At 60.3% G+C, this 23426-nt stretch carries 28 protein-coding genes and 4 pseudogenes; 12 read left to right on the top strand and 20 right to left on the bottom strand.

The annotated features are described in order from the left end of the window. Positions 1–17 precede the first annotated feature (17 nt). Together tnpB and tnpA are read right to left on the bottom strand one after the other, a co-directional pair. Positions 18–374 (bottom strand): IS66 family insertion sequence element accessory protein TnpB, encoded by a 357-nt coding sequence (gene tnpB / locus EDE08_RS29870; RefSeq protein WP_045004130.1) that lies wholly within the window; start codon positions 372–374, stop codon positions 18–20. A gap of 26 nt (positions 375–400) precedes the next feature. Next, positions 401–799 (bottom strand): IS66-like element accessory protein TnpA, encoded by a 399-nt coding sequence (gene tnpA / locus EDE08_RS29865; RefSeq protein WP_131872389.1) that lies wholly within the window; start codon positions 797–799, stop codon positions 401–403. A gap of 95 nt (positions 800–894) precedes the next feature. Here tnpA and EDE08_RS39535 point away from each other — a divergent pair, with 95 nt between their 5' ends. Beyond that, positions 895–1350, top strand: coding sequence for a hypothetical protein (locus EDE08_RS39535; RefSeq protein ID WP_349627705.1), 456 nt, complete (start codon positions 895–897; stop codon positions 1348–1350). A gap of 105 nt (positions 1351–1455) precedes the next feature. Then, positions 1456–1614 carry a hypothetical protein gene (locus EDE08_RS39530; RefSeq protein WP_349627704.1) on the top strand — a complete coding sequence of 53 codons (159 nt, stop codon included), beginning with the start codon at positions 1456–1458 and terminating at the stop codon, positions 1612–1614. 115 nt (positions 1615–1729) lie between these two features. Here EDE08_RS39530 and EDE08_RS29855 read toward each other — a convergent pair whose 3' ends face one another. From EDE08_RS29855 to EDE08_RS29840, 4 genes are all read right to left on the bottom strand, one after another. Continuing rightward, positions 1730–1993 (bottom strand): GlsB/YeaQ/YmgE family stress response membrane protein, encoded by a 264-nt coding sequence (locus EDE08_RS29855; protein ID WP_131872387.1) that lies wholly within the window; start codon positions 1991–1993, stop codon positions 1730–1732. 44 nt (positions 1994–2037) lie between these two features. Beyond that, the gene (locus EDE08_RS29850) at positions 2038–2490 is read right to left on the bottom strand and encodes a YidB family protein (protein ID WP_131872386.1); all 453 of its coding nucleotides are present in this window, start codon (positions 2488–2490) and stop codon (positions 2038–2040) included. Positions 2491–2655: 165 nt separating this feature from the next. Then, positions 2656–3135: a DUF2269 family protein gene (locus EDE08_RS29845; protein ID WP_131872384.1), complete on the bottom strand. Its 480-nt coding sequence runs from the start codon at positions 3133–3135 to the stop codon at positions 2656–2658. Then, positions 3135–4409 (bottom strand): SDR family oxidoreductase, encoded by a 1275-nt coding sequence (locus EDE08_RS29840; protein WP_131872382.1) that lies wholly within the window; start codon positions 4407–4409, stop codon positions 3135–3137. Before EDE08_RS29840 ends, EDE08_RS29845 begins: the two co-directional genes overlap by 1 nt. Before the next feature lie 224 nt (positions 4410–4633). On the opposite strand from EDE08_RS29840, the gene EDE08_RS29835 reads away from it, so the two are divergent. Next, positions 4634–4837 carry a hypothetical protein gene (locus tag EDE08_RS29835; RefSeq protein WP_131872380.1) on the top strand — a complete coding sequence of 68 codons (204 nt, stop codon included), beginning with the start codon at positions 4634–4636 and terminating at the stop codon, positions 4835–4837. Positions 4838–4929: 92 nt separating this feature from the next. Here the strand turns inward: EDE08_RS29835 and EDE08_RS29830 are convergent, their stop codons facing one another. The 4 genes and pseudogenes from EDE08_RS29830 to EDE08_RS39520 all read right to left on the bottom strand — a co-directional run. After that, positions 4930–5220, bottom strand: a complete 291-nt coding sequence (locus EDE08_RS29830) for a hypothetical protein (protein WP_131872378.1) — start codon at positions 5218–5220, stop codon at positions 4930–4932. An 18-nt stretch (positions 5221–5238) separates the two neighbouring features. After that, a complete protein-coding gene (locus EDE08_RS39215; RefSeq protein WP_131872376.1) occupies positions 5239–5439 on the bottom strand; it encodes a hypothetical protein in 201 nt (66 codons plus the stop codon). Positions 5440–5996: 557 nt separating this feature from the next. Further along, a complete protein-coding gene (locus EDE08_RS39525; protein ID WP_349627703.1) occupies positions 5997–6542 on the bottom strand; it encodes a sensor histidine kinase in 546 nt (181 codons plus the stop codon). Between the two features lie 109 nt (positions 6543–6651). Then, positions 6652–6987, bottom strand: a pseudogene (locus EDE08_RS39520) (PAS domain-containing protein); the annotation flags it as partial. 764 nt (positions 6988–7751) lie between these two features. Here EDE08_RS39520 and EDE08_RS29810 point away from each other — a divergent pair. Then, positions 7752–9190: pseudogene (locus tag EDE08_RS29810) on the top strand (IS1182 family transposase). A gap of 108 nt (positions 9191–9298) precedes the next feature. Here the strand turns inward: EDE08_RS29810 and EDE08_RS29805 are convergent. Next, positions 9299–10078 (bottom strand): annotated as a pseudogene (locus EDE08_RS29805) (arginase family protein); the annotation flags it as partial. Between the two features lie 405 nt (positions 10079–10483). Beyond that, positions 10484–11825, bottom strand: a pseudogene (locus EDE08_RS29800) (transposase). Between the two features lie 132 nt (positions 11826–11957). Here EDE08_RS29800 and EDE08_RS29795 point away from each other — a divergent pair. Together EDE08_RS29795 and EDE08_RS29790 are read left to right on the top strand one after the other, a co-directional pair. Continuing rightward, on the top strand, positions 11958–12197 hold the full coding sequence (locus EDE08_RS29795) for a DUF6894 family protein (RefSeq protein WP_131872374.1): 240 nt from the start codon (positions 11958–11960) through the stop codon (positions 12195–12197). A gap of 159 nt (positions 12198–12356) precedes the next feature. Then, a complete protein-coding gene (locus EDE08_RS29790) occupies positions 12357–13085 on the top strand; it encodes a Crp/Fnr family transcriptional regulator (protein ID WP_131872372.1) in 729 nt (242 codons plus the stop codon). A gap of 380 nt (positions 13086–13465) precedes the next feature. Here EDE08_RS29790 and EDE08_RS29785 read toward each other — a convergent pair whose 3' ends face one another. The 5 genes from EDE08_RS29785 to EDE08_RS29775 all read right to left on the bottom strand — a co-directional run bounded on the left by EDE08_RS29785 (position 13466) and on the right by EDE08_RS29775 (position 16430). Further along, entirely contained in the window at positions 13466–14677 is a 1212-nt protein-coding gene (locus tag EDE08_RS29785) for an IS91 family transposase (protein WP_131872370.1), read from the bottom strand. Positions 14678–14688: 11 nt separating this feature from the next. Continuing rightward, on the bottom strand, positions 14689–14931 hold the full coding sequence (locus EDE08_RS39715) for a tyrosine-type recombinase/integrase (RefSeq protein ID WP_502700648.1): 243 nt from the start codon (positions 14929–14931) through the stop codon (positions 14689–14691). Continuing rightward, entirely contained in the window at positions 14847–15377 is a 531-nt protein-coding gene (locus EDE08_RS39710) for a tyrosine-type recombinase/integrase (protein WP_502700646.1), read from the bottom strand. The genes EDE08_RS39715 and EDE08_RS39710 overlap by 85 nt, the downstream gene beginning before the upstream one ends. Further along, entirely contained in the window at positions 15284–15553 is a 270-nt protein-coding gene (locus EDE08_RS38900) for a phage integrase N-terminal SAM-like domain-containing protein (RefSeq protein ID WP_245524922.1), read from the bottom strand. Before EDE08_RS38900 ends, EDE08_RS39710 begins: the two co-directional genes overlap by 94 nt. A gap of 568 nt (positions 15554–16121) precedes the next feature. Then, entirely contained in the window at positions 16122–16430 is a 309-nt protein-coding gene (locus EDE08_RS29775) for a hypothetical protein (protein ID WP_131872368.1), read from the bottom strand. A 420-nt stretch (positions 16431–16850) separates the two neighbouring features. Here EDE08_RS29775 and EDE08_RS29770 point away from each other — a divergent pair, with 420 nt between their 5' ends. Further along, a complete protein-coding gene (locus EDE08_RS29770) occupies positions 16851–17057 on the top strand; it encodes a hypothetical protein (RefSeq protein WP_502700645.1) in 207 nt (68 codons plus the stop codon). A gap of 59 nt (positions 17058–17116) precedes the next feature. Here EDE08_RS29770 and EDE08_RS29765 read toward each other — a convergent pair whose 3' ends face one another. Together EDE08_RS29765 and EDE08_RS29760 are read right to left on the bottom strand one after the other, a co-directional pair. Next, a complete protein-coding gene (locus EDE08_RS29765; protein WP_131872366.1) occupies positions 17117–18109 on the bottom strand; it encodes a glycosyltransferase family 2 protein in 993 nt (330 codons plus the stop codon). Further along, positions 18106–18957, bottom strand: a complete 852-nt coding sequence (locus EDE08_RS29760; RefSeq protein ID WP_165936258.1) for a hypothetical protein — start codon at positions 18955–18957, stop codon at positions 18106–18108. Before EDE08_RS29760 ends, EDE08_RS29765 begins: the two co-directional genes overlap by 4 nt. Positions 18958–19706: 749 nt before the next feature. Between EDE08_RS29760 and EDE08_RS29755 the strand changes: the two genes are divergently transcribed. From EDE08_RS29755 to EDE08_RS29745, 3 genes are all read left to right on the top strand, one after another. Next, on the top strand, positions 19707–20447 hold the full coding sequence (locus tag EDE08_RS29755; RefSeq protein WP_131872362.1) for a hypothetical protein: 741 nt from the start codon (positions 19707–19709) through the stop codon (positions 20445–20447). A 393-nt stretch (positions 20448–20840) separates the two neighbouring features. Then, positions 20841–21215 carry a hypothetical protein gene (locus EDE08_RS29750; protein WP_131872360.1) on the top strand — a complete coding sequence of 125 codons (375 nt, stop codon included), beginning with the start codon at positions 20841–20843 and terminating at the stop codon, positions 21213–21215. Between the two features lie 12 nt (positions 21216–21227). Continuing rightward, on the top strand, positions 21228–21437 hold the full coding sequence (locus EDE08_RS29745) for a hypothetical protein (protein ID WP_131872358.1): 210 nt from the start codon (positions 21228–21230) through the stop codon (positions 21435–21437). A gap of 27 nt (positions 21438–21464) precedes the next feature. On the opposite strand, the gene EDE08_RS29740 is transcribed toward EDE08_RS29745, so the two are convergent. Continuing rightward, positions 21465–22618 (bottom strand): IS3 family transposase gene (locus tag EDE08_RS29740; RefSeq protein ID WP_131872356.1). Its coding sequence is split into 2 segments (ribosomal slippage): positions 21465–22369 and positions 22369–22618, totalling 1155 coding nucleotides; the frame shifts between segments, so codons are not numbered across the junction. Between the two features lie 192 nt (positions 22619–22810). Between EDE08_RS29740 and EDE08_RS29735 the strand changes: the two genes are divergently transcribed. After that, positions 22811–22999: a hypothetical protein gene (locus EDE08_RS29735; protein WP_131872354.1), complete on the top strand. Its 189-nt coding sequence runs from the start codon at positions 22811–22813 to the stop codon at positions 22997–22999. Between the two features lie 64 nt (positions 23000–23063). After that, positions 23064–23399, top strand: coding sequence for a response regulator (locus EDE08_RS29730; protein WP_131872352.1), 336 nt, complete (start codon positions 23064–23066; stop codon positions 23397–23399). Positions 23400–23426 lie beyond the last annotated feature (27 nt).

Below are 23426 nucleotides of genomic sequence, written 5' to 3'. Positions count from 1 at the left end.
CGCGGCGCTACCAACGACTATCCGGCTTGCGTTGGCGCCGGCGTCTCCCGTACCTCGTGGACACGCCGCCAGTCGAGCCCTTCCAACAGTGCCGACAATTGCGCCGCCGACAGACGCATTACGCCGTCCTCGATTTTTGGCCAGCGGAAGATCCCATCCTCGAGCCGTTTGGCGAACAGGCACAGACCCGTTCCGTCCCAGAACACCAGTTTGATCCGGTCAGCCCGCTTGGCCCGGAACACATAGACAGCACCCGAGAATGGGTCAGCCCCCATGCTCTCGCGCACCAAGGTCGCAAGCCCCTCCATTCCCTTGCGGAAGTCTACCGGCTTGGTCGCCACCATCACCCGGACCGCACCCGACGGACCGATCACCGACTCGCCTTCAGCGCCTGGACGATCTACGCGATCATCGTTGGGTCCGCACCACGACCGGCCCGGATCGTGATGCCGTCGACTTCGATTTCGATGATCCCGCTATCTGCCTTGCGCACCACTTTGCGCTCCGGGCGAGCAGCGGGCGCCGGCACCACGGCGTCCACCAACGCCGGCACAAACTGAACTTCGTCCTCTTCGGAATGACCGCCTGCCGCTTCTCGCAATTGGCGGCGCCAACCAAACAATTGCTGAGGCGACAATCCATGCCGTCGGGCCACCGAACACACCGAGTCGCCACTCGTCACGATCTCCGCGACGATCCGTGCCTTGTCCTCGTCGCTCCACTTCCGCCGACGACCGGCTCCAGTGAAGACTTCAAGCCGCCGTACCGGCTCCGTGATAGCAGTATGCACTGTGTCCATTCTAAGCTTAACGGTCGAAACCGATCCGCAGACTCGCAGATCACACCGTCATCCGGTAGGTGGCCGCTGAACAGCGCCTACAAGGGAATGGTGCGATGAGCAGCACAAAAATCAGCTTTATGGACAGTTTGGTGACCGCCGCCCGGGAAAACCCGCTTGCCGCCGCGCTCATCAGAGGTGGCGCGCTCTGGTTGCTGACCGGCGATCAGACGCTGAAGAGTGCGGCGCGTTCGGCTGCCGACGCTATCGCACCCGTCGCCGAGGCCGGGTCGCGTGGTGTGAGGTCGGCGGCGTCTGCGATCAAGCAGACCGTAGCGCGTCCGACCGCGCCTGAAATGGACGACGACTCGCACGGCGTCGGAGAAGCGTTTCGCGGCGCAAAAGCTGCCGCTTCCGACGCGGTCTCGGGAACTGCCGAGAGCATCCGCGATCGCTTCGACGAGGGCGTCGCCTTCGCGCAGGAGCAATTCGGCAAGCTCGGCAATTCTTTCCCGGATCAAGAAGCGATCGACAGCGCGAAATCGTCACTCACCGATATGCTTGAACGGTAACCCCTCGTCCTCGGTGTCGTAGGGGTCGCGATCGGTGCAGCCGTTGCAGGCGCGTTCCGCGCGTCCCAGCTCGAAAACAGATATATCGGCGACGTCAGCGACGATGTGAAGGCCGACCTGAATCGGCGCGCCGGGGCGGTCTCGCAGGCCCTGCGCGAAGCCTCGGATACGGTCGTCGCAGAAATCAGCGACACCGGCGCAGAAGTTGTTGATAGGTCAAGCAAGCCGGCATGGACGCTGCAACGGCTGCCCGTGTGGACGTGAAGTTTCCTTGAGACGAAGGCGAGGGGCACGCTCGCCGTCAATGGCGCGCCCCTTCGCTCGCTGGGATGTTGGCACCGGCTCGCACGCACGTAGCTACGGACGGGCCTGCTGCTCTTCAGATCGCGCGCCGCTGTCGTCCGGCGAACAGACCATACACAAAGAGGACGATGATGGCGCCGACGACCGCGCCGACCAGCCCGGCCCCCTCTCCGGGACGGTACCAGCCTAGGACTTGGCCAAGGTAAGTGGCAACGAAGGCACCGACGATGCCCAGGATCGTCGTGAGGATGAACCCGGAGGGTTCATTGTCACCCGGCATGATGAATTTCGCGATGACGCCGGCGATGAAGCCGATAACGATCGTCCAAATAATGCTCATTCTCCACTCCTTCTGATCAATCAATGGCGACAATGACAAGGCCGTCAGCTCGGTAAACGCCCCTCCGGCGTGTACTTGTCGACCGCCTGCGGCAGCTCGCGCGACAACCTCGCGAGAATTTCCTGTTGCGAAAGCCCGGTCTCCTTCTCGAGCTTGTCGAGCACGTCGGGCCCGATCGCTTCCCGCAATTGCGGGGGCGAGATATCTTTGTTCGGCCCCGAGCTGACCCACGACCGGGCCGCATTGCCGTGGCCGTTTTCGTTGAATTTCTCCAGAAGCTCGCCAATTCCTCCCTGCAACAGTCCTCCAACACCTGCCCCGCTCAGCATGCCCGTCAGATTTCCGAGCAGGCCCCCGAGCGGTTGCTGGGCGCTGGCCGGTTCGAGGGATCCGGCCCCCGGGCCTCTGAGCAACTCCGCCAGCTTGTCCCGATTCTGATACCCCGCGATTGCGAGCAGTCCGAGAAGTGCGGTCATCGACGGCATTCCGCGGCTCATCGTGTTACTCCTTGGTAGCGCTAAACAGGTCTCGGTAGCGCTAAACAGGTCGAACTCGGCCAGTCGGGTTCTGTTCCTGAAGCTTGCCTTTCAGCTTGCCGAATCCGGCCCGGGACATTTGGAAACGGGCGCAATGAGCAGCCCATCAAGCTGGAGTGGACCGGCCTAATCCCAAAATGGAACGGCCGGGCGGGCGATCATCAGCCAGAAGGTCATCAGCACGGCTGCAAACGCCGGAAAGCCGAAGGTGAACCACCACCAGAAGAGATGGTGATACCGGGCGGGCAGCTCGCTGTTGCTGGCGACCGCTGCGACGGCGAGATCGCGCATCTGCATCTGCATCCAGACCACCGGCAGCCAGAAAGCGCCGGTCACGAGATACAGTGCAATCGACGCCGCCACCCAGCCCTCGCCGAGGGAGTACCCGCTCGACCAGGCGAGCCATGTCCCCGTGATCGGCTGCAGGATCACGGCACTCGCCGTGAACAGGAAGTCGGCCAGCACGACTGTCCGCGCGACGCCCGCGATCTCGCGCGGGTCGCCGCGCAGATGTGCCACCAGCATGAAGAAGGCGATCCCGGCCCCGGTGCCGAGCAGCACGGCGGCACCGATGATGTGCGCCATCTTCACGAGGAAGTAGAGCATCAGCGATCCTCGCGGATCGCCATGGCGACCAGGTTGAGCATGATCACCGGCCAGATCTTCAGCATCGGGCCGAGCGGATCGGCCCACAGCCGCGGCACCAGGACGGTGCCGATCACGGCATAGGTGAGCGAGATGATCAGTGCTGCCCAGAGCCCGTAGCGGCTCAGAGGCCGCGAGAGGATGGCAAGGCCGATGACGAGGTCGGCGAGCGCGCCTGCGGTGACGACGACCGCCGCGACGTTGCCCTGCAGCCCGCCTTCCAGCAGCAACGACATGCCAATGTTCCAGCCCGCGCTGAGCGAGATGATGCCTGTGGCGATCCAGAACGCGCCGAAGATGCCGAAGATCAATGGCTTGAGCGCATACAGCCGTGCAAACCAGCGCTCCTGTACCGACGCAGGCTCGCGCGCGAGCGCGGCTTCGAGATCGCGCGGTGGAGTGCCGGTCAACCGACGCCAGGGCTCGGGATCGCCGGTCGCTCCGCGGCGCATTTCCGCTTGTGCCGTCGTGTTGACGGGCGTTAGCCATCTCAGCATCTGCGCAACGTCTCCCGCCCGGTAAGCGGCTGAAGCCACCCAGGAGGGCAGTTGCAGGCGGTACGCCGGCCTCCAGCGCAGCCAGGCCCGAAACAGCGCGACCGCGTCGCTGAAGGCGATCTGCCGCGGGCCGGCCAGATCGATGGCGACGCGCGAAGGCGCGCCGGGCTGCAGGAAGAAGAGGACGGTCTCGACGACGTCGTCGAGATGCACCGGTTGAATCGCCGCCGTGTCGGGCATGACCGGAAGAACCGGCAGGGCCGCCAGCCCGCGCAACAGCGCGCTGCCGCCATAGGCGGCGCGACCAACCACGACGGAGGGTCGCAGGACGACCCAATCGAGGTCGCGCGCCATCAAGGCGGCTTCGCCCTCCCGCTTGGTGCGAGAAAAATCACTGGGGGCATCGACATTGCTGCCGATGGCCGAGAACAGGACGACGCGGCGGACGCCTGCGCTTTCGCAGGCGCTGTAGAGCGCCGCGCTTCCGGCGACATGAACGCCCCGCATGTCCTGTCCCTGCAAGGCGCCCGCCGCATTGATTACGGCATCGATTCCGGCAAGAAGGCCCGTCCATTTCGACACGTCCGTAGCCCGGGCGACGTCGAGCGTGATGTGGCGCTGATCGCTCGCCGCCGCCGGATGACGCGACACCAGGATGCAATGATGTCCTGCCGCGGACAGCTTGGCGTGGATGGCCGACCCGATGAGCCCTGTACCCCCAACCAGAAGGATGCGCATTCAATCGTCCTCCATGGCAGCCTTGGCGACCAGAACTCTGCGAACGACAAAGCAACGCAGACACAATCGTTCCTCGGAGTGGAACAGGAGGCTCGTTCCTTAACACAAGTGGTAGCGGCCAACCGTGGATGTAGAAACGCAATGCGAAAGTCTCAAATGATAACGCCCGCTCTACGGTCGTGTGATTGAGGTGAGACATCAGATGGGACAGTGGACATATTGAGATGCTCGGAGGGAATGTTCTTTCGCCTGAAGAATTGTCGTTACTTGGAGCGATCTACGATCTGGTCGTCGACTCTCTTCCGAGCCGAATGCGCACGCCTCGCAACAGGCGTCAGGTTGCGCTCAATCTGCTTTGTCTCAGTCTGCGCGGTGAGCGCGATCCGCTGGAGCTGGAGCTTGGCGCGGCTGCCGGTTTGACCTGCTGAGTGTAGGCTACATTACACGGGCGTATTGAATCTCTGCTTCGTTGGCGTCGCATACGCGCCGAGCGGCGAAACAAGCGGCGGCTCGGTGCAGATTACGTCACTTCACTGAAAGCGGCTGTGCATGCGTGCTTAGCTGAAGCCCAGAAGGGGTCTCGACCGGCAGCCTTGGCGCGAGGCACCTCTTCAGCCAGGCGAACCGAACGGTAGCTCACCCGCCTTGTGCCGCTCCAACCGTGTCGGCGACCCGCGCCCCACGTGGTCCGGTCCGCCCAGTCGCGTCCGCCGGTCGCCGGGATGGCCATGTCGCTCTTGAGGTCCGCCATGACGGCAAAACGGTCGGGGTAGGCCACGAGGATCTTCAGGACCGTAACCTGGAAGTTCACGCCCCACTTCGGATCAGATCAGCGCCACATCGTGGGCGCGCGCGACAAGGCTTCCCGGCCAACCCGCCTAAGCCCCTCGCGAGAAACTTCGCCTCTGGATGCTGCTTCCAGAATCTTCGATGCGACGTGAGCGCGTGCACCAATCTCGCGCTGCGAGACGCTTTCGCGTACTCCATTGAGGACCGCGCGCAAAACCGCGGTCGTTGCCGTGTCGAACATGAGATGCCCCCAATCAGGGAAAGTCGCATTCTAGTCGAGTTTGCCGGTCTGAGGTTCAGGCATGTTAGAATGCGTCGGATCTAGAGGGGGGCTCTGGCGCCAGATGCCAGTTCTCGCCGGGTTGCAGCGAGGCGCAACAGGTGGCCCGACTCCGATGTGCTTCGAGCCAGTGATAAGCGGCCGGTGACCCAGAGCCAGGATTGTCGATTGAGATGAAGATCCCACCAGCCTCGCAGCAAGATTCCCTACGTCCGGTCCAAGGTGCTCTGGAGGGTCTTGATCAGATATTCGGACCTCCACGATTTCCCGACATTGGCTGCATCGCGCAATAATGGGACGCCTTTGAGATCGGCAGTCACGTAGCCGCTGGCAAGAACGAAGGGTACGGACATCGCCTTGAGCACTTCGGCTACCGGGGTGACCCAATCCCCGGCAAGGTTGACGTCGAGGATGGCCGCATCGGGCCGCTCTCAACTGGTTTTCGAGTTCCAGTGCGATGAGGTACTCATCTTCGACAACCAGGATTTGGGGAGCGTCGTGCAATTGGGCCTCAGGGTTCAAGCCTCCACAGGCGCGGTGATGTACACCCTCAAACCGGCTGGCTCATACTTCAGTTCCACGGAGCCGCGTAGGTCCTGCGTGGCGCTGAGTTCGATCAGCTTGGAGCCGAAGCCGGAGCGAGTTGGCTGCGTGACGGGTGGGCCGTTCTCCTCTCGCCAGTCGATGTGCAGCAAGGATTTGCCCTGATCGTCCGAGGTGCGCCAGCTGAGGTGTATCAGCCCTCCGGGCTTGGAGAGAGCACCATATTTGAAGGCATTGGTGACGAGTTCATGCAGAATGAGGCTCATCGGCACGACCTGCCGTGGTCTGAGCCGAACTGCTGGCCCCGCCACCAGCCGGCATTGCTCCGGGCTCGCGACCTTCAACGACTGCTCCACCAGAACACTCAGATCGGTCTCGGTGCCGCCGGCCAGCCCGAGGGTCTCGGCTTCGGACACAGTTTGGAGCCGTCCCAAGAAAGCATCGCGTAACTCCTTGGCTGACCGGCCTTCCACATCGGTCTGATTGGCCAGAGAGCGAATGATCCCGAGCAGGTTCTTCATCCGTATGGCGCGTTTCGGCGAGGAGAATGTCTTTTTGGGCCTCGCTGTGCCGCCTTTCGGTCACGTCCTCGAACAGGATGAGGATGCTCGTGCTGTTATTGTCAGGGTGAACGAGGCGACGCGCACTGACCAGCATTGTACGCGGACCGATCGTCGGGAAATCGGCAGTCACCTCATAACCAACGATAGCGGTAGTCCGGGGTATGATCTCGCCCACAAGGCGCTTCAGCTCGGGTATGTCCCACTGACCGTCGCCAAGGCTGAATAGACTGCGTCCGACGGTGTCATCCCGAGCCACCCTGAAGGTTTCGTAGAACCCACGATTTGCGGTGAGGACACAACCGCCCTGGTCAAGCACAAGGAGGGGCTCTTCAAGTGTGTCAACGATCCCCTGCGCCTGGACGTGCTCGCTGCGCAGAAGCCGGTACAAGTCTTCAAGGTTCATCTGACCGGTCGCACCTCGGGAGTTTCCACTAGGCTAGTATGGCGAGCAGTCGTTCACAAACGGAATTAGGTTAGTCGCTTGGCCAGGGTTTGAGAGACATATGTCCACTTTGGTACATAGGAACTCGCCTTTGCAGAGGTGGGTCGTGTCCGAAACTAGGGAATCTGAGCCGTCGTCGCCTCTGCCCCCGCAGCTGGGCCGCCATGTCCGAAGTGCAAAATGCCTTCTCGCTACACGATGTCTATCCTGGACGTGAAGCGCGACGGCCTAGTGCCAATCTATCGACCCTATGGCTGTCGCGAGGAAGTTTGGGCCCTGCCAAGCCCACCGTAGGAACGCTTTGAACCCGCGTTTGTTTGGCGCCCACGATGACGGCCGCGGACTACTTGGCGCATGCTGACCGCTTCGCCCGAGCTGCGAATGCCGCTCGCGACCCAGTCGCACGGTCCCAACTCGAAGCTCTGGCTAGCAGCTACTCCGTTCTCGCCAAAAGCACTGCCGTTCTAGATCGAGCGGGGAAGACGCTGCGGGCGCTGGAGCAGCAGCGCCGGAGTGGGTAGGGCTCGCTAAGTTCGCGGCCTCTTTTATGCACGACAAGTCCGATTGTGGCCCATCGCGACGGACTCCGCTCGACTCCTCTAAGTCGGTCGTGGGGGGGAACCGGACGCAGGTTTGGTCGAGCCGGACCGACGCGATTGACCCTGGCTGTGTGAAAACGCGATTGCGCTGTTATGATTCTCTCGATGATTCTCGGGAGAGAATTGATGAGGCGCTTCATTGAAGAGGCGGATCGTGGGCAATCGACGCTGCTGCCCGAATGCCCTCGATGATTTCATTGACGAGAGCAACCCGGTTCGGGTGATTGACGTGTTTGTCGATGCGCTCGATTTGGCGGAAACGGGCTCCGATGGAGTGGACCCGGCGGCGACCGGACGGCCGTCGTACCATCCCTCGGTTATCCTGAAGCTTTACATCTACGGCTACCTGAATCGGGTGCAGTCGAGCCGACGGCTGGAGCGAGAGGCCGGGCGCAATGTCGAGGTGATGTGGCTGCTGGGCCGGCTTGTGCCTGATCACAAGACGATCGCGGACTTCCGTAGGACAACGGCCTTGGGCTGCGCAAAGTTTGTGCTCGTTTTGTCGAGCTCTGCCGTGAGATGGGTCTGCTCGCGACCGCAAGCGTTGCCATCGATGGGAGCAAGTTCAAGGCCGTCAACAACCGGGACAGGAACTTTACGCGGGCAAAGGTGGAGCGGCGGCGTGCCCAACTGGAAGAGAGCGTCGCCCGCTATCTGAGCCAGCTTGACACCGCCGACCGGCAAGAGCCGACCCAAGCGCTGGCCGCGAAAGTGACAAGGCTCAAGGAGAAGCTGACGAAGGTGAAGGAGCAAATGGGCAAGCTTGCCGTCTACGAGAAGCAGATGCTGGCTTCGCCCGACCAGCAGGTATCTCTGACCGATCCCGACAGCCGCTCGATGGCAACCAGCGGCCGCGGTTCGGGTGTCGTCGGCTACAACGTGCAGGTCGCCGTGGATACCGATCATCACCTGATCATTACTCATGAGGTGACGAACAGCGGCTCGGATCGGGCGCAACTCGCCAATATGGCCAGGCAGGCAAAGGCTGTATTGCAGACCGAGAGCCTCGCGGCCGTTGCCGACCGCGGCTACTTCAGCAGCCCGGAGATCCTCGCCTGCCACGAGGCCGGCGTCACGGTAACTCTGCCCAAGCCGATGACTTCGGGCGCCAAGTCGGATGGACGCTTCGGCAAGCAGGACTTTGTGTATTTGCCGGAGGACGACGCCTATCGTTGTCCGGCCGGGGAGCGGTTTCCGTATCGCTATACAAACGAAGAAGCCGACAAGATGCTGCGGCGCTACTGGACCAACGCCTGCAAGGATTGTTCGATCAAATCCCAGTGCACGCCCTGGTCCGAGCGACGGATCACGCGATGGGAACACGAGCATCTGCTCGACGCCGTGCAGCAGCGGCTCGATGCGAACCCGCTCGCCATGCGACTACGTCGCGAGACCGTCGAGCATCCGTTCGGGACTATGAAAGCGCGCTGGTGCGGCGCACTTCCTGACCAAAACCCCTCCCAAAAGTAACTGCCGAAATGGCCCTCTCGGTCCTCGCCTACAATCTGACTCGGGTTATGAACATCGTTGGGACCAAGCCGTTGATGGCCGCGATCGCGGCCTGAGGTCGATCCGGTCCGGCCTTCTCCCGGCTTCCCCGGAATAGAGTTTTTACACGACCAAGACCCATAGCAGACGAAAGCGGCAACTGGGCATGGCGACAAAAGGAGTGGCTATATGGCTCGCTTCCGAATGCAACCGAGGCCATTGCAGAGAATCCGTGCGATAGCAATCGCTCCCAGATTTTGCACGTCGCGCTCGGGAACGAACTCAACGATGTCCAGCCCGACTATTCTGCACTTTGACGCGACCCCCCGCATGAGATCAATCACATCAAAATAGGACAATCCGCCTGGCTGCGGTATGAGTACGCCTGGAATGACTGATGGATCGAGACCATCGCAATCTATTGTAATCAAGCACTCGCTGTCGTCCTCTATCAGTTCAAGAACGCCTGCGATCCCATGAAGCCGAATATCTCTTGCGGTGACGATCTTCGCGCCCCACGCCTTTGCGTGGTCATATTCGGCACGACCAGAGCCGCCAATGCCGCGCAATCCAACCTGCACGATGCGCTTGACCCAGGGCAATTCGCTGGCTCGTCGCATCGTACTCGAAAATGTATAGCCCGATCCATTTCGCTGATCACGCCAATCAAGATGGGCGTCGATCTGCAAGATTGTGAGCCCTTTGCTTTCACGGAATGCTTCGAAGAATGGTATCGGAACGGAGTCATCGCCGCCTAGCAGGATCGGAACCGCGCCGGCCGAAAGGACTGCTTGCGTGGTCGTCCTGATCGCGTCGCGGTTGTTCTCAGGCGTCATGGGATCCGTCACAAGGTTTCCACCATCCAACACGTTCAATTTACTTGGCGCGAGCAGCTCCGCTTCTTGATCAAAATCCCACCGATTAAGATCGCTCTCATAGTGACTCAGCGCGCGACGAATGAAGTGGGGCGCATTGGCGGAATGGCTGGTCTGGCCTCAAGCGTGCGGCGTAGCATCGGATGCGCCGAACAAGATCACATCGGCCACAGGCAGGGCGGTCGTTAAGTCACAAGACTCAACACCCAGAAAAGTCACCTTGGGATGCATTGCCAGTATCCGGGTCGTCTACGCGCCCTTTTCAATCTGGGTCGCTTGATCAAGTTCCGATGGCTGCGACTGTTTCCTTGAGACGTCGGCAGTTGGCCCATCGGCGAAGTTGCGCCACGCTGGTCGGTGGTCCGCTCGATGAGCTAGAGCGGCCCAGATTTGCTCAACCTGAGTTCTTCGCATTTTGACCGATTCCGTTGAAAAAGGCCGGCAGTATTTCGTTGTAATGGCTCCGTCGCGATGTGGCCGAACCGCTACCGGCCTCTATGCGAGCCTCGGGGTGGGCATCGGGATCAGCTTGGCCATCTTTCGAAGGTTCTGGGCGGTGGCTGCGAGGATGAACTCGTCGCGCGCGCCGTTTGGACCTCGTAAACGCAAACGGTCGAGCTTGAGAATGCGCATGAGGTGGGCGAACAACATCTCGATTTTCTTGCGGAGCCGGCGCGAGGTGCCTCCCTCCCACGATCTCGCGATTTGGCGCGCCATGTCGCGAGCGCCCTCGTAGATTGAACGCGGCACTCTCCGTGATGCCTGCTTGGGGCAGCACCGAGCCTTCAATGCGCATAGATCACAATCGCGCTTGCTGGCGAGGTAAATGGTGGCACCATCATTCACCAACGTTCCGGTCGTGGTAAGAACTTTGCCACCAGGACAACGATAGATGTCCCCAGTATGGTCATAGGTGAAGTCGTCGCGCGAGAGGATCCCGTCTGTGCGCGCCGACTTGTCGAAGACGGTAACGTTCAACTCGATGCCATGCTCATAGACCAGCCAGGCGAGCATCTCGGCCGAGCCATAGCCGCTGTCACCGAGGAGCCGGCTCGGATAGAGATCAAACCGCTCCAGCGAGCGCTCAATCATGCGCTTTGCGGCCAATACCTCCGCCTGCCGGATAGCCGTCGTTGCCTCAACATCGACGATGATCGCGTTCTCGATGTCGATCAGGTAGTTCGTCGAGTAGGCGAAAAAGGCTTGACCGCCGTGCGCCCCCGTCCAGCGCGCCGCCGGGTCGGAGGGCGACACGAACTTCGGGGTGACCTCGGTCGCGGCTCCAAAAGCGGCATCATCGAGGACAGCCAGATACTCATCGATCGCTCGGCCGACAGCCTCCGGCGGAAGTCCCTTATCGCCTTCGATCGCCTTCTGCCGATTGGCATCGGCCTTGATCAGGCTCGCATCGACTGCAAATCCTTCACCGCCGACCAGTCGTTCCTCGATGCAGCGCGCAACACGCTCTCGAACACGCGACGGAAGAGATCGCTCTGCCGGAAGCGGCCATGCCTGTTCTTGGAGAAGGTCGAATGATCCGGCACCGCCCCATCCAGACCGAGCCGGCAGAACCACCGGTAGGCCAAATTGACGTGAACCTCATCGCACAGGCGCCGCTCCGACCGGATGCCGAAGCAGTAGCCGATCAGGAGCATCCGGATTATCAGCTCGGGATCGATCGAAGAATACTGCTGTAGAACGGCGCCAGGTCCGGCCTAATCTGTTCAAGGTCGACAAATCTATCGATCGACCGGAGCAAGTAGTCGGCAGGGATGTGCCTTTCGAGTGAGAACTCATAGAACAACGCAGCCTGTTCGACTTGCCGATGCCCCATCATGATCTTCAGTCCTGCCAATTAGACAGACTGAATCACTGATACCTCTGCGTCGCAACCGCTGCCTTTTTCAACAGAATCAACCCAAAGCGGACGAAGGCTAGGAACGGACGTGAGCGTTCCTGATTGTGGAAGATGCCCCGCTATTACTTCGACTCACGAGACAACGATATCTTCATCGCCGACCATGACGGCCTTGACTTCGCCTCCTTGGACGATGTGAAGGCCCAGGCGACGACGGCATTGACCGAACTTGCCAAGGATGTGCTGCCTGGCTCTGTCATCAGAACGCTTGCGATCGAAGTTCGTGATGATCTGGGCCCGGTTCTGCGGATTGCCTTACGCTTCGAGATCGAACATATCCGACTGGATTAACATAGTTAAGTTTGGAACCTTCCCCCCTACCATGTACTTACCCTCTATCATCGGCTGAGACCCTATGGCGCCGTGGGTAAGAGTTTTGCGCTCCCGCCTGAGCGGCCGGAGCGGCGACTTCCCTTTCCGGCTCAACTTCCTCAAGCCCGGATTGGTGTGATGCCTGGGACATTGACGACTACACTCGTTCAGAAGCTTAGCAAGGTCAATCGGCTCGACCAGGACGACATCTTGGCGATTCAACAGCTTTCCATCCGTAACAAGCGTGTCGCTGCGCAGCACCGCTTTGTGCGCGACGGTGACCGCCCTTCGGAGTCCTGCCTGATCGTTGATGGATTTGCCTTCCGGTCGAAGCTAACGCCAGACGGACAAAGGCAAATTTTGTCACTCCATATTCCGGGAGAAATCCCGGACCTTCAAAGCCTTCACTTGCACGTCATGGACCATGACCTAACGGCGCTCACAGAATGCACGCTCGGTTTCATCAAACACGATGCGTTACGTGAACTGATCAAAATGCGTCCGAACGTGGCGGCTGCGCTTTGGCGTGAGACGTTGGTCGATTCCGCAATCTTCAGGGAATGGATTGTCAATGTCGGCCGCAGGCCAGCGCGCGCTCGAATGGCACACATGCTTGCGGAACTCCACGAGCGCCTCGCATTAATCGGGCGGACGCTAAACGGGTCGTTTGAGCTGCCAATCACGCAAATCGAGCTGGCAGACTGCCTCGGCCTGTCCGTGGTGCACGTCAACCGAACTCTCCAACAACTTCGCCAAGAAGGAATCGTCGCGACCGAGCGCAGAACTTTCCACTTGCTTGACCAAGCCAAAGTTGAGGAAGTTGGCCAGTTCGAAAAGATCTACCTGCACCAGCGTCCATCGATCTGATGACAGATGCGCCCTTCAGTGCGCTTCCGCTTGTGTGCAGGTTTTTGGACGCCGCGATGGGGCTCCGGCCGCTCAACTGACCGGCGTCGAAAAAGCGCCAAGGCACGAAGTCGCGGGAAGTTGGCACCGGCTGGGCAGCGAGCGCTATGGGGATTTGATGGCGGCGCAGATTTCGATGGTGGACGCGACGGAGGCAGGATGCGACTTGCGGATAGGGTCGCGGGCGAGGTCGGGAGCATGCAATAGGTGTCTCAGCGACTGCTCGGAGTGCATCAACAAGCTCTCACGATATTGATGACCGTTGGATCGAGAGCGGGCGCTGCCGGCGTGGAGCCAGCGCCATCGGAGCGGGAAGCTGGGAGGTCGACGGGAGGCCTGGGTCATGAGGTGTCGATCTTATTCGGCGTAGGACGCCACTTCGGCTGACAGCCGCGCGCGAACACCTCGATCACGATCATACGGGCGCCGCAGCAAGGGCATGAGCAAGGCAGCACGCGTGGCGCATCCGTCGCGCTATTCGGCTGCTCTTGCGGGTCGGCGGCGGGCGGGGTGACATTGAGGAGTGCGCGGGCGGTCGCGATGTTCTCGGCGCGGTTGGCGTTGGCAAAGAGCCCGTAGTGGTGAATGCGGTGGAAGCCCTTGGGCAGCACGTGCATCAGGAAGCGGCGGATGAACTCGTGCGGGTGAAGCCGCATGGTCTTCCAGCGGTCCGTGCCGTTGATGCGGTAGTCTTTCCAGCGGAACGCAATGGCGTTGTCGTCGGCCGCAACGAGGCGGCGGTTCGAGATGGCGACCCGATGGGTGTAACGGGAAAGATAGCGCAACACCTGCTCGGGTCCTGCGAACGGCGCCTTGCAATAGACCACCCACTTGATGCGCCGCAGCGGCGCGATGAAGCGCTTGAACGTCTTCATGTCATTGAGCCCGGCATGGGTGTTGAAGAACGTCAGCTGTTTGGCGTCGTGCGCATCCATGAGCATCGCCAGCATCTTGCCGCGGAACAGGCGCGCCAACACGTTGACGTGGACGAGGAAGTTGGAGCGCGAGGTGACCCATCGTGCGCCGTCGGACGACAGCCCTCCGCCCGGCACGATCATGTGCACGTGTGGATGGTGGGTGAGCGCCGAGCCCCAGCTGTGCAGCACGGCCGTGACACCGATCCGTGCGCCGAGGCGCTTGGGGTCAGCGGCGATGGCGAGCGTCGTCTCGGCCGCCGCCTTCATCAGCAGGTCATAGACCACGCGCTTGTTTTGGTAAGCGATGTCGCGCAGCTGGCTCGGCAGCGTGTACACGACGTGGAAGTACGGCACCGGCAACAGCTCCGCTTCGCGGTCGGCCAGCCATCGGCGTGACGCCGCAGCCTGGCACTTCGGGCAATGCCGGTTGCGGCAGGAGTTATAGGCGATCTCCGTATGGCCGCATGCTACGTTCTCGCAGCGTGCGACATGCCCGCCGAGCGCCGCCGTGCGGCAGCGCTCGATGGCACTCATCACCTTCAACTGGTCGAGGCTGACATGCCCGCGATTGGCCTCGCGCCACGCTGGGCCGTGATCGCGGAGAATGTCCGCGAGTTCCAGAACTGGTCGAACCATAGCCGGCGGCGCTATAGCGCCGGCGGCTCCGTGGTGGCCCGCTTCGCTCGCCTACGCCGCGGTGCATGCAGGCCGTCGAGTGGGCTCTCGATCTTGGCGATCATCCCTGTCGCCACGCGGGTGTAGCGGGCCGTCGTCTCGAGCTTGTCGTGTCCGAGCAACGCTTGAATCACGCGAATGTCGGTGCCGCGCTCGAGCAAATGGGTCGCGAAGCTATGCCGGAGCGTGTGGAGAGAGAGAGCGCCTTGCGCAATCCTCCGTCTTTGACCGCCTCCTTGAACAGCCGACTGAACTGACGCGTGGTCAGCGGCCGATGTTGACTGCGGCCGGGAAACAGCCAGCGCTGTTCCGGCGCGACGCCGGCATCATGCCTGGTCGGTCGCACCTTCCACCACTGCCGCAACAGGTCGAGGACTTCCGACGGCAGCATCACGTTGCGGCCCTTCGACTGCACGATACGGATGATCATCTGCGCACTATCGATGTCGCCCGCGCGCAGCCGCACCACTTCGCCGGCACGCAGACCGCAGCCATAGGCCAGCGTCAGCATCGCCTGCGCCTTCAGGCTCGTCGCCATCGTCAGGACACGCTTGACCTCCTCGGGGCTCAGCACCGGCGGCAGCTTCTGCGGCTCCTTGATGTGCCAGACCTCGGCCGCCAAATCGTGACGGCGCAACGTGACGCGGAACAGGAACCGCACCCGGTCATGATCCGATTACGGTTGCAGATGCTGGTACCCTCGATCAGGTGCAGCTGAAAATGGCGCACTTCATCGGGTGTCGCCGTATCGGGTGAGCGCTTGAGCCAGGCGGCGAACCGCTTGCAACTTTGGATGTGGCTGCGTTGCGTGTGCGGGTTGAGCTTGCGCGCAGTCATATCTTCGATCATACGCTGACGCAGCGGACTGACGACATTGGTCTCGCTCATGGGAGCTCCATCCTGGGTGAGGTTGACGACACCTCGATTCTCAGGACGGAGCTCTCCAACGGCTATTGGGATCCTCTCGACTGACTACCGCTCTCTCGGCTCTTGCCCCCGCGCAGCGGGCTGGAGCGCAGCGACTTTGTGCGGTGGCCCATCTGCGACCTCGAAGGCCAGCTGCTCTTCGACTGATGTTGGCGGCAAACCGGACGGCAGGCGGACAGTTCATTTTTGAGAACACGCCTTAGTTCCTTACGCGGAACAACAATTCCATGCCGAGACGAAATACTGCTGAAACAATCGGCTGCTTTCATGCTGCATCCGGGTCACGTGTTTGTATCCTTAGCTGTTTGGATCCCGGGGCTGGCATTTGTGAACCTTAGTATTGTCCGAGCCACTCAAACTTCCCAAGGGCCGCCGCGAAGGTGGCCCTATCTTTTTAGCCGCTAGTACCGACGCCTGCCTAGCCCGCTAAATGGTTCGCCGTCATCGCCGGAACGAATCAACTCCAAACCACTCGAATCTACCTCTTTGTTGGGTGGAGTTGGTCAGTGGCGTTGCAAGGCCGGAAACGGAAGGCGATCGGACGAACGCGCCCTTCGCCGACTTCATCGAGCCCGTTCTCGTCGAACGTCAGATAGCTTCCTTGTGTCCGCTCGATGCGAGCCGGCTTCTTTCCTTCGCTCTCAAGGATCACGTCAGCGACCTTCTGCCTTGTACCGGCGTACTGCGGCATTGCGTCCTTGCCGCGGATCAAGCCCATCATCACGCGCTGCGAGATCGCCTGAAACCCATCCTCAGCGAAAAGGTAGAAGCGGATAGAAAGTCCCATGGGAACGTCCTCAATGATCCGGCATGTTTTCGAACGTTACCAGGTTGGGCAATGCCAAATGGGTTGGAAATTTCCGACGGCACTATGCCCCGGCCTCAGCTTCAACTGCCATATGCCGCATTGAATCCTCAGGTCCTCAAGCCTCGGAGCCTCACCTTCCCATCTACAATCAACTCCATCGCACTCGGGATATTGTCACCCCGCATCAGAAAGCAGGATTTCGAATCCGGGCAGACGATTGCGGGGCACGATCGATGGCAGTTGTGAACTAGTTCACAGATCGGGAAAGAAAAGCTCACTACCGTGGGAAGCGCGGGCGAGGACACTTCACTCCTGCGACGTCTTGCTATGATTCTCGATCGCCTGCCCCACCAAAGCAGATGATGAATGGATTGGTATGTCAGTCACAGGAAGACGACAATGATGATTGACGACCAATTGGCCCGTGCACATCGCAACAATATTCAACGCTATCGCTTCTTATTGCAAACCACTCTGACGGAGTTCGAGCGGCAGTTCGTCGAAAGGCGCCTGAGCGAGGAGCAATCAAAGCTAGACACGTTAACCGGCTCAGGCTCAAGCGACGTGTCCTGCACCCAAGAGAACCACGCGACCCAGCTCACCTGAACCTGGCCCTTTGGCGGAGAGCCGAGGAGTCGCGCCCCATCCTAAAGGAGTGACGGCTTTCAAGACCGCAGGCAGACTATCTCGCCTGGACTCTCCAGACTAATCAGCCTGGCGGCACGTGAGGACGCCGGCACGCCGAGGGCCAGATATGCCAACCTCTTCATCTCGCGACGACCGCGGGTGACGGTATCCAAGATCAGGCCCGAAGAAATCGACAGCATGGCCATGATCATCAGTCCCATTGACAATACCGCCGTGGGGAGCAGCGGCACCAATCCGGTTTCCAGGAACGTGATGATGATCGGTACGGCAAACCCAATCGACATTGTTGCGAGCCCTGCGGCGATGCAGGTAAAAAAATGAAGGGGCCTCTCCGACCGGTATAGCTTCAGCATCGTGGCAACGATACGGAGCCCATCTCTCCAGGTGTTGAGCTTAGAACGCGACCCGACAGGCCTCGCAAAATAGAGCGTCTCGAGCTCTCCAACTGGCAGCGACAATTCCAACGCATGCACGGCCAACTCGGTCTCGATCTCGAATCCGTTCGACAGCGCTGGAAAGGACTTCACGAACCGACGTGAAAAGACGCGATAGCCTGATAGGATATCTTTGAAGGCTCGGCCGAAGATCAGCGATAGAAGGCCTGTCAGCATCCGGTTCCCAGTCCGGTGGCCGCGCCGATACGCTGCCTCGGATTGATCCACACGAACGCCAACCACCATATCTAACTGTTCGGCGATGAGCTTATGAATGAGGTACGGTGCGCTGGATGCGTCATAGGTAGCATCGCCATCGACAAGGACGTAGATGTCGGCCTCAATGTCGGCAAACATCCGCCGGACCACATGTCCCTTTCCCTTAGCGCGCTCACTGCGCACCACCGCCCCGCTCTCCACCGCCATCGCCGCAGTGCGATCAGCACAGTTGTTCTCGTAGACGTAGACTTCGGCACCGGGTAAGGCGTTACGGAAATCTCTCACGACCGTGCCGACGGTCGCCTCCTCATTGTGGCATGGCACCAAGACGGCGATCTTGAGCTGTGAGAGGCTCATTGAATCTCTCGCATTCGAAAGCCGTCTCGCGACGACCATCGGCGCGCCGCTACGAAGATCTGCCTAACGTCCGTCACGCGGGCCGCCATAAGGGCCGCGGCCGCTACAACGCCGATCGCCGCTGCTGCGCTTCTCGATACAAAAAACGCGTGGATCTGACTGTGATTGCTCAAAATCTCAAACCACACGATAGGGATCAGAGCCGGCCAAGCCAACGACAGTGGAGGTCGCCGCAGTGGTAAGCGGAAGATCAACAGTACCGGCAGAAGTATCAGCATCCCCCAACTCAAGAATGCGTTGGTGAAGACCTTAGCCGTCGCCGCAAGTGGGAAATGCCATACCTTGACGTTGGCACCACTAATCCTGAACAGGGCGGTATCGATGACGTCAGTCTTAATATCGAACGATGGCTCGACGATAAAGGCTGCCACCCATTTTGCTACCCAGGTAGCGCCATAGGCCGAAAACCAAGTCGCGACGCAGATCAAAGCGATCGGAGCGCCGCGACCAGCCGCGACAAGAAAGAACGCCAATAGCATCGGCATCCACGGCGGGTTGACCAAGAAGTCGACGAAATTGAAAAGTGTGCCGAAGGCGGCCGCCATCACAATCAAGACAAGGTCCGCCGCCCGCTTCCTGATCGCGGCGGCGAAGATGGCGGCGCCCCCAAGGATAACGCCCGTACTAACGGCATGTGGCGTGATTTGCCAGATGCGCACGAAGTCCGACATGAATAACATCGGCGCGCATAGTCCAATCGTCGCGGCCACACCGATCAGCTTGGCCGCTTCAGAACAGAAGAAGACAGCCAAAACCAGCAGAACGAGCAGATTTAGAAGCTTGAGCACCAGGATCGGAACAGCCGACGCCAGCGGTGCGCCGTAGAGCCGGTAGCCTTGCCAATAGCGAGAGTACCGGTGCCATGTGACGGACGTTGGGTCAGCAGCGGCCGCCTTTAGGTCATCACAGGAATGCCGCTCAGAAACGGGTCTAGAAGCCGTGATTCCAGCGGCGCCCGCGTCAACACCTGGCTGGAGCCCTATCCCGAGCGAATAGCAGTCTGTGAAGCGGTCCCCGCCAGTGATCCAGAAATTCTTAGAATGAAAGGGCCATACTTCTGGCCGGGCTTTTGGTTGCTGCATTGCAACCAGTTTACTTTTTGTTGATGTCGAACTTGGACCGGGTGATCTCTCACGAAAGGACGTGGGAGCACATCCGGGATGCTTTCGATTCAGGCGTTCTTGAGACAAGTTGCGCATACCGCGCGACTCAACGTGGCAGCAGGAAATAGAAACTACCCGTCGCGCCGGGACAGCACGGGCCGCATTACCGTTCACGAAACAATTCGGATTTTCGTATGGTAAACTGTTCCGAACCCTACCCGCCGCCTCTGCGAATAGCTTGAGGCCAAGATTACCGCCGGGCGTCTACCTCCTTCCTTGGAGGCCCGCCCTTCCGCAGATATCGCGCGGGCGGCTTAGTATGCGGGCTCTGCTTAGGCCTTTTTGACAGCGGATTCCGTCCGCGCGCGCAGACTCCACTTGCTCTCCCGCAGCAGTTGCGCTTGCATGGTGCTTTCGACGGGGGATTTTTTAGCATGCGCATTTTGGTGATGGCGGCCGCCTGCGCCACGCTGGCTGGCTGCATGACAGCCGGGGAGACGGTTTCGTTCAAGGCATCTAATCCGCAGCAGCAAGCTCTCATGCGGGACGGGCAGCCCGCCCTCGTCTCCCGACAGAAAAACTCCTTGGTGTTGGTTCGACCGGCAGCCCGTCAGCTACAAGCGAACGGACGGCCCGTCTTCGTGGTGGGCATAAACAATATGAGCCGCCAACCTGTCGAGTTTCGGGTCGGACAGGTCGAAGCGGTCCAACACGCCGCGGGATCGGACTTCGAAATGAAGGTCGTGACATACGAGATGCTGGTTCAGGAGGAAAGAAACCGCCAGGTTGCAGCCGCGCTCCTCACAGAGGTCGCGGCCGGCGCCAATGCATATAGCGCCTCCCAGGCTGGCTATGGCCACTACACCACGCCTAGCGGGCGCACGGGCACGTTCTACAGCCCGACGGCGGCGGCAATTGCTCAAGGCAACGCGGCTGCTCAAAATGAAGCGATGATCTCTGCCACTATCGAAACAGGCCAGCGCAACATGGCCGTGCTCGAGCAAGCGGTGATCAAGGACAATACGCTCCTGCCCGGCGAATGGTACGGGGGTCAACTTCACCTTGCGCCGCCGACCGATCAGGGTGACGGAGGACCCAAGTCTTACACGATCGTCATTACGGTGGGCCCCGACCGGCATATTATCGATGTTTCGCAGAGCAGAGCCGGAGCCTGAACAGGTGAACAACATGAGGCAGCGTGCGATCGTTTGGTCGCTCGGATAGCATGGTACGCTCTCTAAAGATATTTGCTGTTGCCGCCGCTTTCCTTTCGAGCGCATGCATGCCTGGAGTTGCGGCGTGCGGAGACAATGGTGGCCCAGGATATCGGAACCAGTCTGGAAAGTGCGTCGGCTGGGAGGCGCTTGCGCGTCAATGTGGCTATCCGCCGTCCACACACTGTACACCCGAGAACGTTGCCACGGGATCGGATGATGCTGCGGTCAAAGGAGCAACTATCCAGTCATTGATGGATCGCTCGCATGCTGCCAAAGGTACCGCAAGTCGGTAGTAGCCGCTGGCGCGAGTTCTTCGTTAGGTCGGGCCTAGTCGCACTCTTGATCGGGCTAATGACGCTCGACGTCCCTACTCACGCCGCCATCGATCCAACGACGGAGCCCGTGTATGGGTCGCAAGTCGCAGGAGATCTCCATCAATGGCAACGGATCGACTTCCGGTCGGAGCGACTCTCCGTCCGAGCGGCGCCACAGATCAAGGTCGCCATTCAGACCCGAGGGCCAGCCATGAATGGCCTCATCCGCATTCCCGGTGCACCCGCCTCCAACTTTGACACCGGCAAAGGGCTTACCGCGGTCGACCTCATCAATACCGGCGACCAAATCAAGGGATATAGGGAGATCGTGGCATTGGAGATTGTGTTCACGCAGGCCATGCCGGGCCAATTCTACCAAGTCTTTCCAGTGGACTATGGTAGCGGAAATTAGGCTCGTCTAGCCATGATTGTGACCGAAATCCAAGACCAGGCGATAGCTGCCCGAATGGCGCTGATTGTCGGTGCAGACCGGTTCGATCGACTCTTTCGAGCCGTCCGGTTCGACGAAGTGGATGGCGATGTCCTTTACGTCTACGCCCAAGACGAAGATGCGGCGGCAGAAATGGAAGACGAGTTCGCGCTTCACATCTCCATCGTTGCCTCGAAGATCTGAGCTGCTGCGGGTTTGATGGACACCGAGTTAAGCTAATCCCACTTTGCGCTCGAACTCAACCGGGCTGAGATAGCCGATGGTCGAGTGCCTGCGGATCGTGTTGTAAAATCGTTCGATGTAGTCGAACACATCGGCTCGTGCCTCGTCTCTGGTCCTGTAGGTTTTGCCTTCCGTCCGTTCGGTCTTGAGCGACGAGAAGAAGCTCTCCATCGCCGCGTTGTCCCAGACATTACCGGAACGGCTCATGCTGCAGACGATGCCGTGGTCGGCCATCAAACGCTGGAACTGCTCGCTGGTGTACTGACTGCCCTGGTCGGAGTGGTGCAACAGTGCTTCCGGCTTGCCGCGTCGCCAGACGGCCATCAGCAGGGCATCGGTCACCAACTGAGCTGTCATGGCGGCGCTCATCGACCAACCCACCACCCGGCGTGAGAACAGGTCGATCACTGCTGCGACGTAGAGCCAGCCCTCGGCCGTCCAGAGATACGTAAAGTCGGCGATCCACTTCTGGTTCGGCTGCTCGGCAATGAACTGCCGGTCAAGGAGGTTCGCCGGCACGGCCTCGAGCTGTCGATCGCCGCTGTCCTTCGGCAAGCGCCGGCGTCGCGGCCGCGCCCGCAAGCCTTGCAGGCGCATCAGTCGTTCGATTTGGTGGAGGCCACAGTCCGCCCCATCGGCAAGCAGATCACGCCACACCCGGCGCGCACCATAGGTGCGGTCGCTCGCCATGAAGCTTGCCTTCACCTTGCCGCCGAGCTCTTCGTCGCTGCGGGATCTGGCGCTGGGCGAGCGATTCAGCCAGGCATGGAAGCCCGACCGCGACACCCCCAGCGCATCGCATAGCCATGCCACCGGCCAGATCGCCCGGTGCTTCGCGATGAAGACGAACTTCATATCGCTTCCTTCGCGAAGAAGGCTGCGGCCTTTTTTAGGATATCCCGCTCGGCCTTTAACTCGGCGACCTCACGGCGCAACCGCTCGATCTCCTGCTGCTCCGGCTTCATCTGCCCGTGGCCGGGAAAGGCCTGCACCGGATCGGAGCCGAACTCTTTCACCCATTTGCGCAGAACGTTCTCATGGACATCCAGGTCGCGCCCGGCCTGCGCCACCGACACCCCACGCTCCCTAACCAGCTTGACCGCCTCGATCTTGAACTCGCGACTGAACTTCCGTCTCTTCATCGCTCACCTCCGGCTTCATGAAACACCTAATCTCGGTGTCCATCAAACCGGCAGCAGCTCAATCCTCAATCGCCAGATCAATGTAGTGCTCGTGCTTCCGCGGCAACTTATGAAGCCTCAAGTATAGCTGAACGCGTCATCTGACCGAACGAAATGGCCGAGCAAACATTGAATGATCTCGAGGATCGAGCCATGACAACACCCTATCCATCGCGCAATAAGTCCCGTGCAAAACCTAACATCGACCGCAAAGGCGCATCTCAGGAGTCGATCATCGAGGAGTCCGAAGAGTTTAAGGACGGAGGTCGCGACCTCCTGCACGGAGAAGGCGGCACTATCGACATCCCCACCAAGCCCGGCGATTTGTCTAGGGATGATTAGGCTGGCTTGGAACCTATCTGGCGAGAAGCGCGTTGATTTTCGTGGTTGAAGGAACGTTCGCGCGATGAGCGAAACTGTTCTGGTTGTTGATGATGAGCCGGCAGTCCTTGACGCGATCGGGGACATGCTGGAGGGTCTCGGTTGCCAAGTCATCCGCGCCCAAAGCGGCGCGGACGCGCTCGACCGGCTTAAACAGAACGAACACATCTCCATTCTCATCACCGATATCAGCATGCCCGGCATGGACGGTCATGAGCTGGCCGAGTTAGCCAGACGCGTCCGTCCTAAGCTGAAGGTGCTGCAACTGTCCGGCCGCGAGCCCCGGCGCGGTGGCCTCCCGATGATCAGGAAGCCGTTCTCGTTCGAGGAACTCGCCGGCGTCATGAAGCGGATCAGCTGAACGCAGGCAAAAGACAGCTGCCAAAAG

The sequence above is a fragment of the Bradyrhizobium sp. R2.2-H genome (genome assembly GCF_004346455.1).
Taxonomy (GTDB): Bacteria; Pseudomonadota; Alphaproteobacteria; order Rhizobiales; family Xanthobacteraceae; genus Bradyrhizobium; species Bradyrhizobium diversitatis.
Note: the sequence above shows the minus strand (reverse complement) of the source record. Positions and strands in the feature narration are given on the sequence as shown.

Bases quoted from the DNA above. Each gene is read 5' to 3' on its own strand.
- EDE08_RS29845 (WP_131872384.1), bottom strand. From the start codon at position 3,135: ATGCTCTACTTCCTCGTGAAGATGGCGCACATCATCGGTGCCGCCGTG.
- EDE08_RS29790 (WP_131872372.1), top strand. From the start codon at position 12,357: ATGCCTGGGACATTGACGACTACACTCGTTCAGAAGCTTAGCAAGGTC.
- EDE08_RS29785 (WP_131872370.1), bottom strand. From the start codon at position 14,677: ATGGTTCGACCAGTTCTGGAACTCGCGGACATTCTCCGCGATCACGGC.
- EDE08_RS29755 (WP_131872362.1), top strand. From the start codon at position 19,707: ATGCGCATTTTGGTGATGGCGGCCGCCTGCGCCACGCTGGCTGGCTGC.
- EDE08_RS29770 (WP_502700645.1), top strand. From the start codon at position 16,851: ATGATGATTGACGACCAATTGGCCCGTGCACATCGCAACAATATTCAA.
- EDE08_RS29745 (WP_131872358.1), top strand. From the start codon at position 21,228: ATGATTGTGACCGAAATCCAAGACCAGGCGATAGCTGCCCGAATGGCG.
- EDE08_RS29730 (WP_131872352.1), top strand. From the start codon at position 23,064: ATGAGCGAAACTGTTCTGGTTGTTGATGATGAGCCGGCAGTCCTTGAC.
- EDE08_RS39525 (WP_349627703.1), bottom strand. From the start codon at position 6,542: ATGAAGAACCTGCTCGGGATCATTCGCTCTCTGGCCAATCAGACCGAT.
- EDE08_RS29850 (WP_131872386.1), bottom strand. From the start codon at position 2,490: ATGAGCCGCGGAATGCCGTCGATGACCGCACTTCTCGGACTGCTCGCA.
- EDE08_RS29750 (WP_131872360.1), top strand. From the start codon at position 20,841: ATGACGCTCGACGTCCCTACTCACGCCGCCATCGATCCAACGACGGAG.
- EDE08_RS29840 (WP_131872382.1), bottom strand. From the start codon at position 4,409: ATGCGCATCCTTCTGGTTGGGGGTACAGGGCTCATCGGGTCGGCCATC.
- EDE08_RS29855 (WP_131872387.1), bottom strand. From the start codon at position 1,993: ATGAGCATTATTTGGACGATCGTTATCGGCTTCATCGCCGGCGTCATC.
- EDE08_RS29795 (WP_131872374.1), top strand. From the start codon at position 11,958: ATGCCCCGCTATTACTTCGACTCACGAGACAACGATATCTTCATCGCC.
- EDE08_RS39215 (WP_131872376.1), bottom strand. From the start codon at position 5,439: ATGTTCGACACGGCAACGACCGCGGTTTTGCGCGCGGTCCTCAATGGA.
- EDE08_RS29835 (WP_131872380.1), top strand. From the start codon at position 4,634: ATGCTCGGAGGGAATGTTCTTTCGCCTGAAGAATTGTCGTTACTTGGA.
- EDE08_RS38900 (WP_245524922.1), bottom strand. From the start codon at position 15,553: ATGACTGCGCGCAAGCTCAACCCGCACACGCAACGCAGCCACATCCAA.
- EDE08_RS29775 (WP_131872368.1), bottom strand. From the start codon at position 16,430: ATGGGACTTTCTATCCGCTTCTACCTTTTCGCTGAGGATGGGTTTCAG.
- EDE08_RS29765 (WP_131872366.1), bottom strand. From the start codon at position 18,109: ATGAGCCTCTCACAGCTCAAGATCGCCGTCTTGGTGCCATGCCACAAT.
- EDE08_RS29735 (WP_131872354.1), top strand. From the start codon at position 22,811: ATGACAACACCCTATCCATCGCGCAATAAGTCCCGTGCAAAACCTAAC.
- EDE08_RS39535 (WP_349627705.1), top strand. From the start codon at position 895: ATGAGCAGCACAAAAATCAGCTTTATGGACAGTTTGGTGACCGCCGCC.
- tnpA (WP_131872389.1), bottom strand. From the start codon at position 799: ATGGACACAGTGCATACTGCTATCACGGAGCCGGTACGGCGGCTTGAA.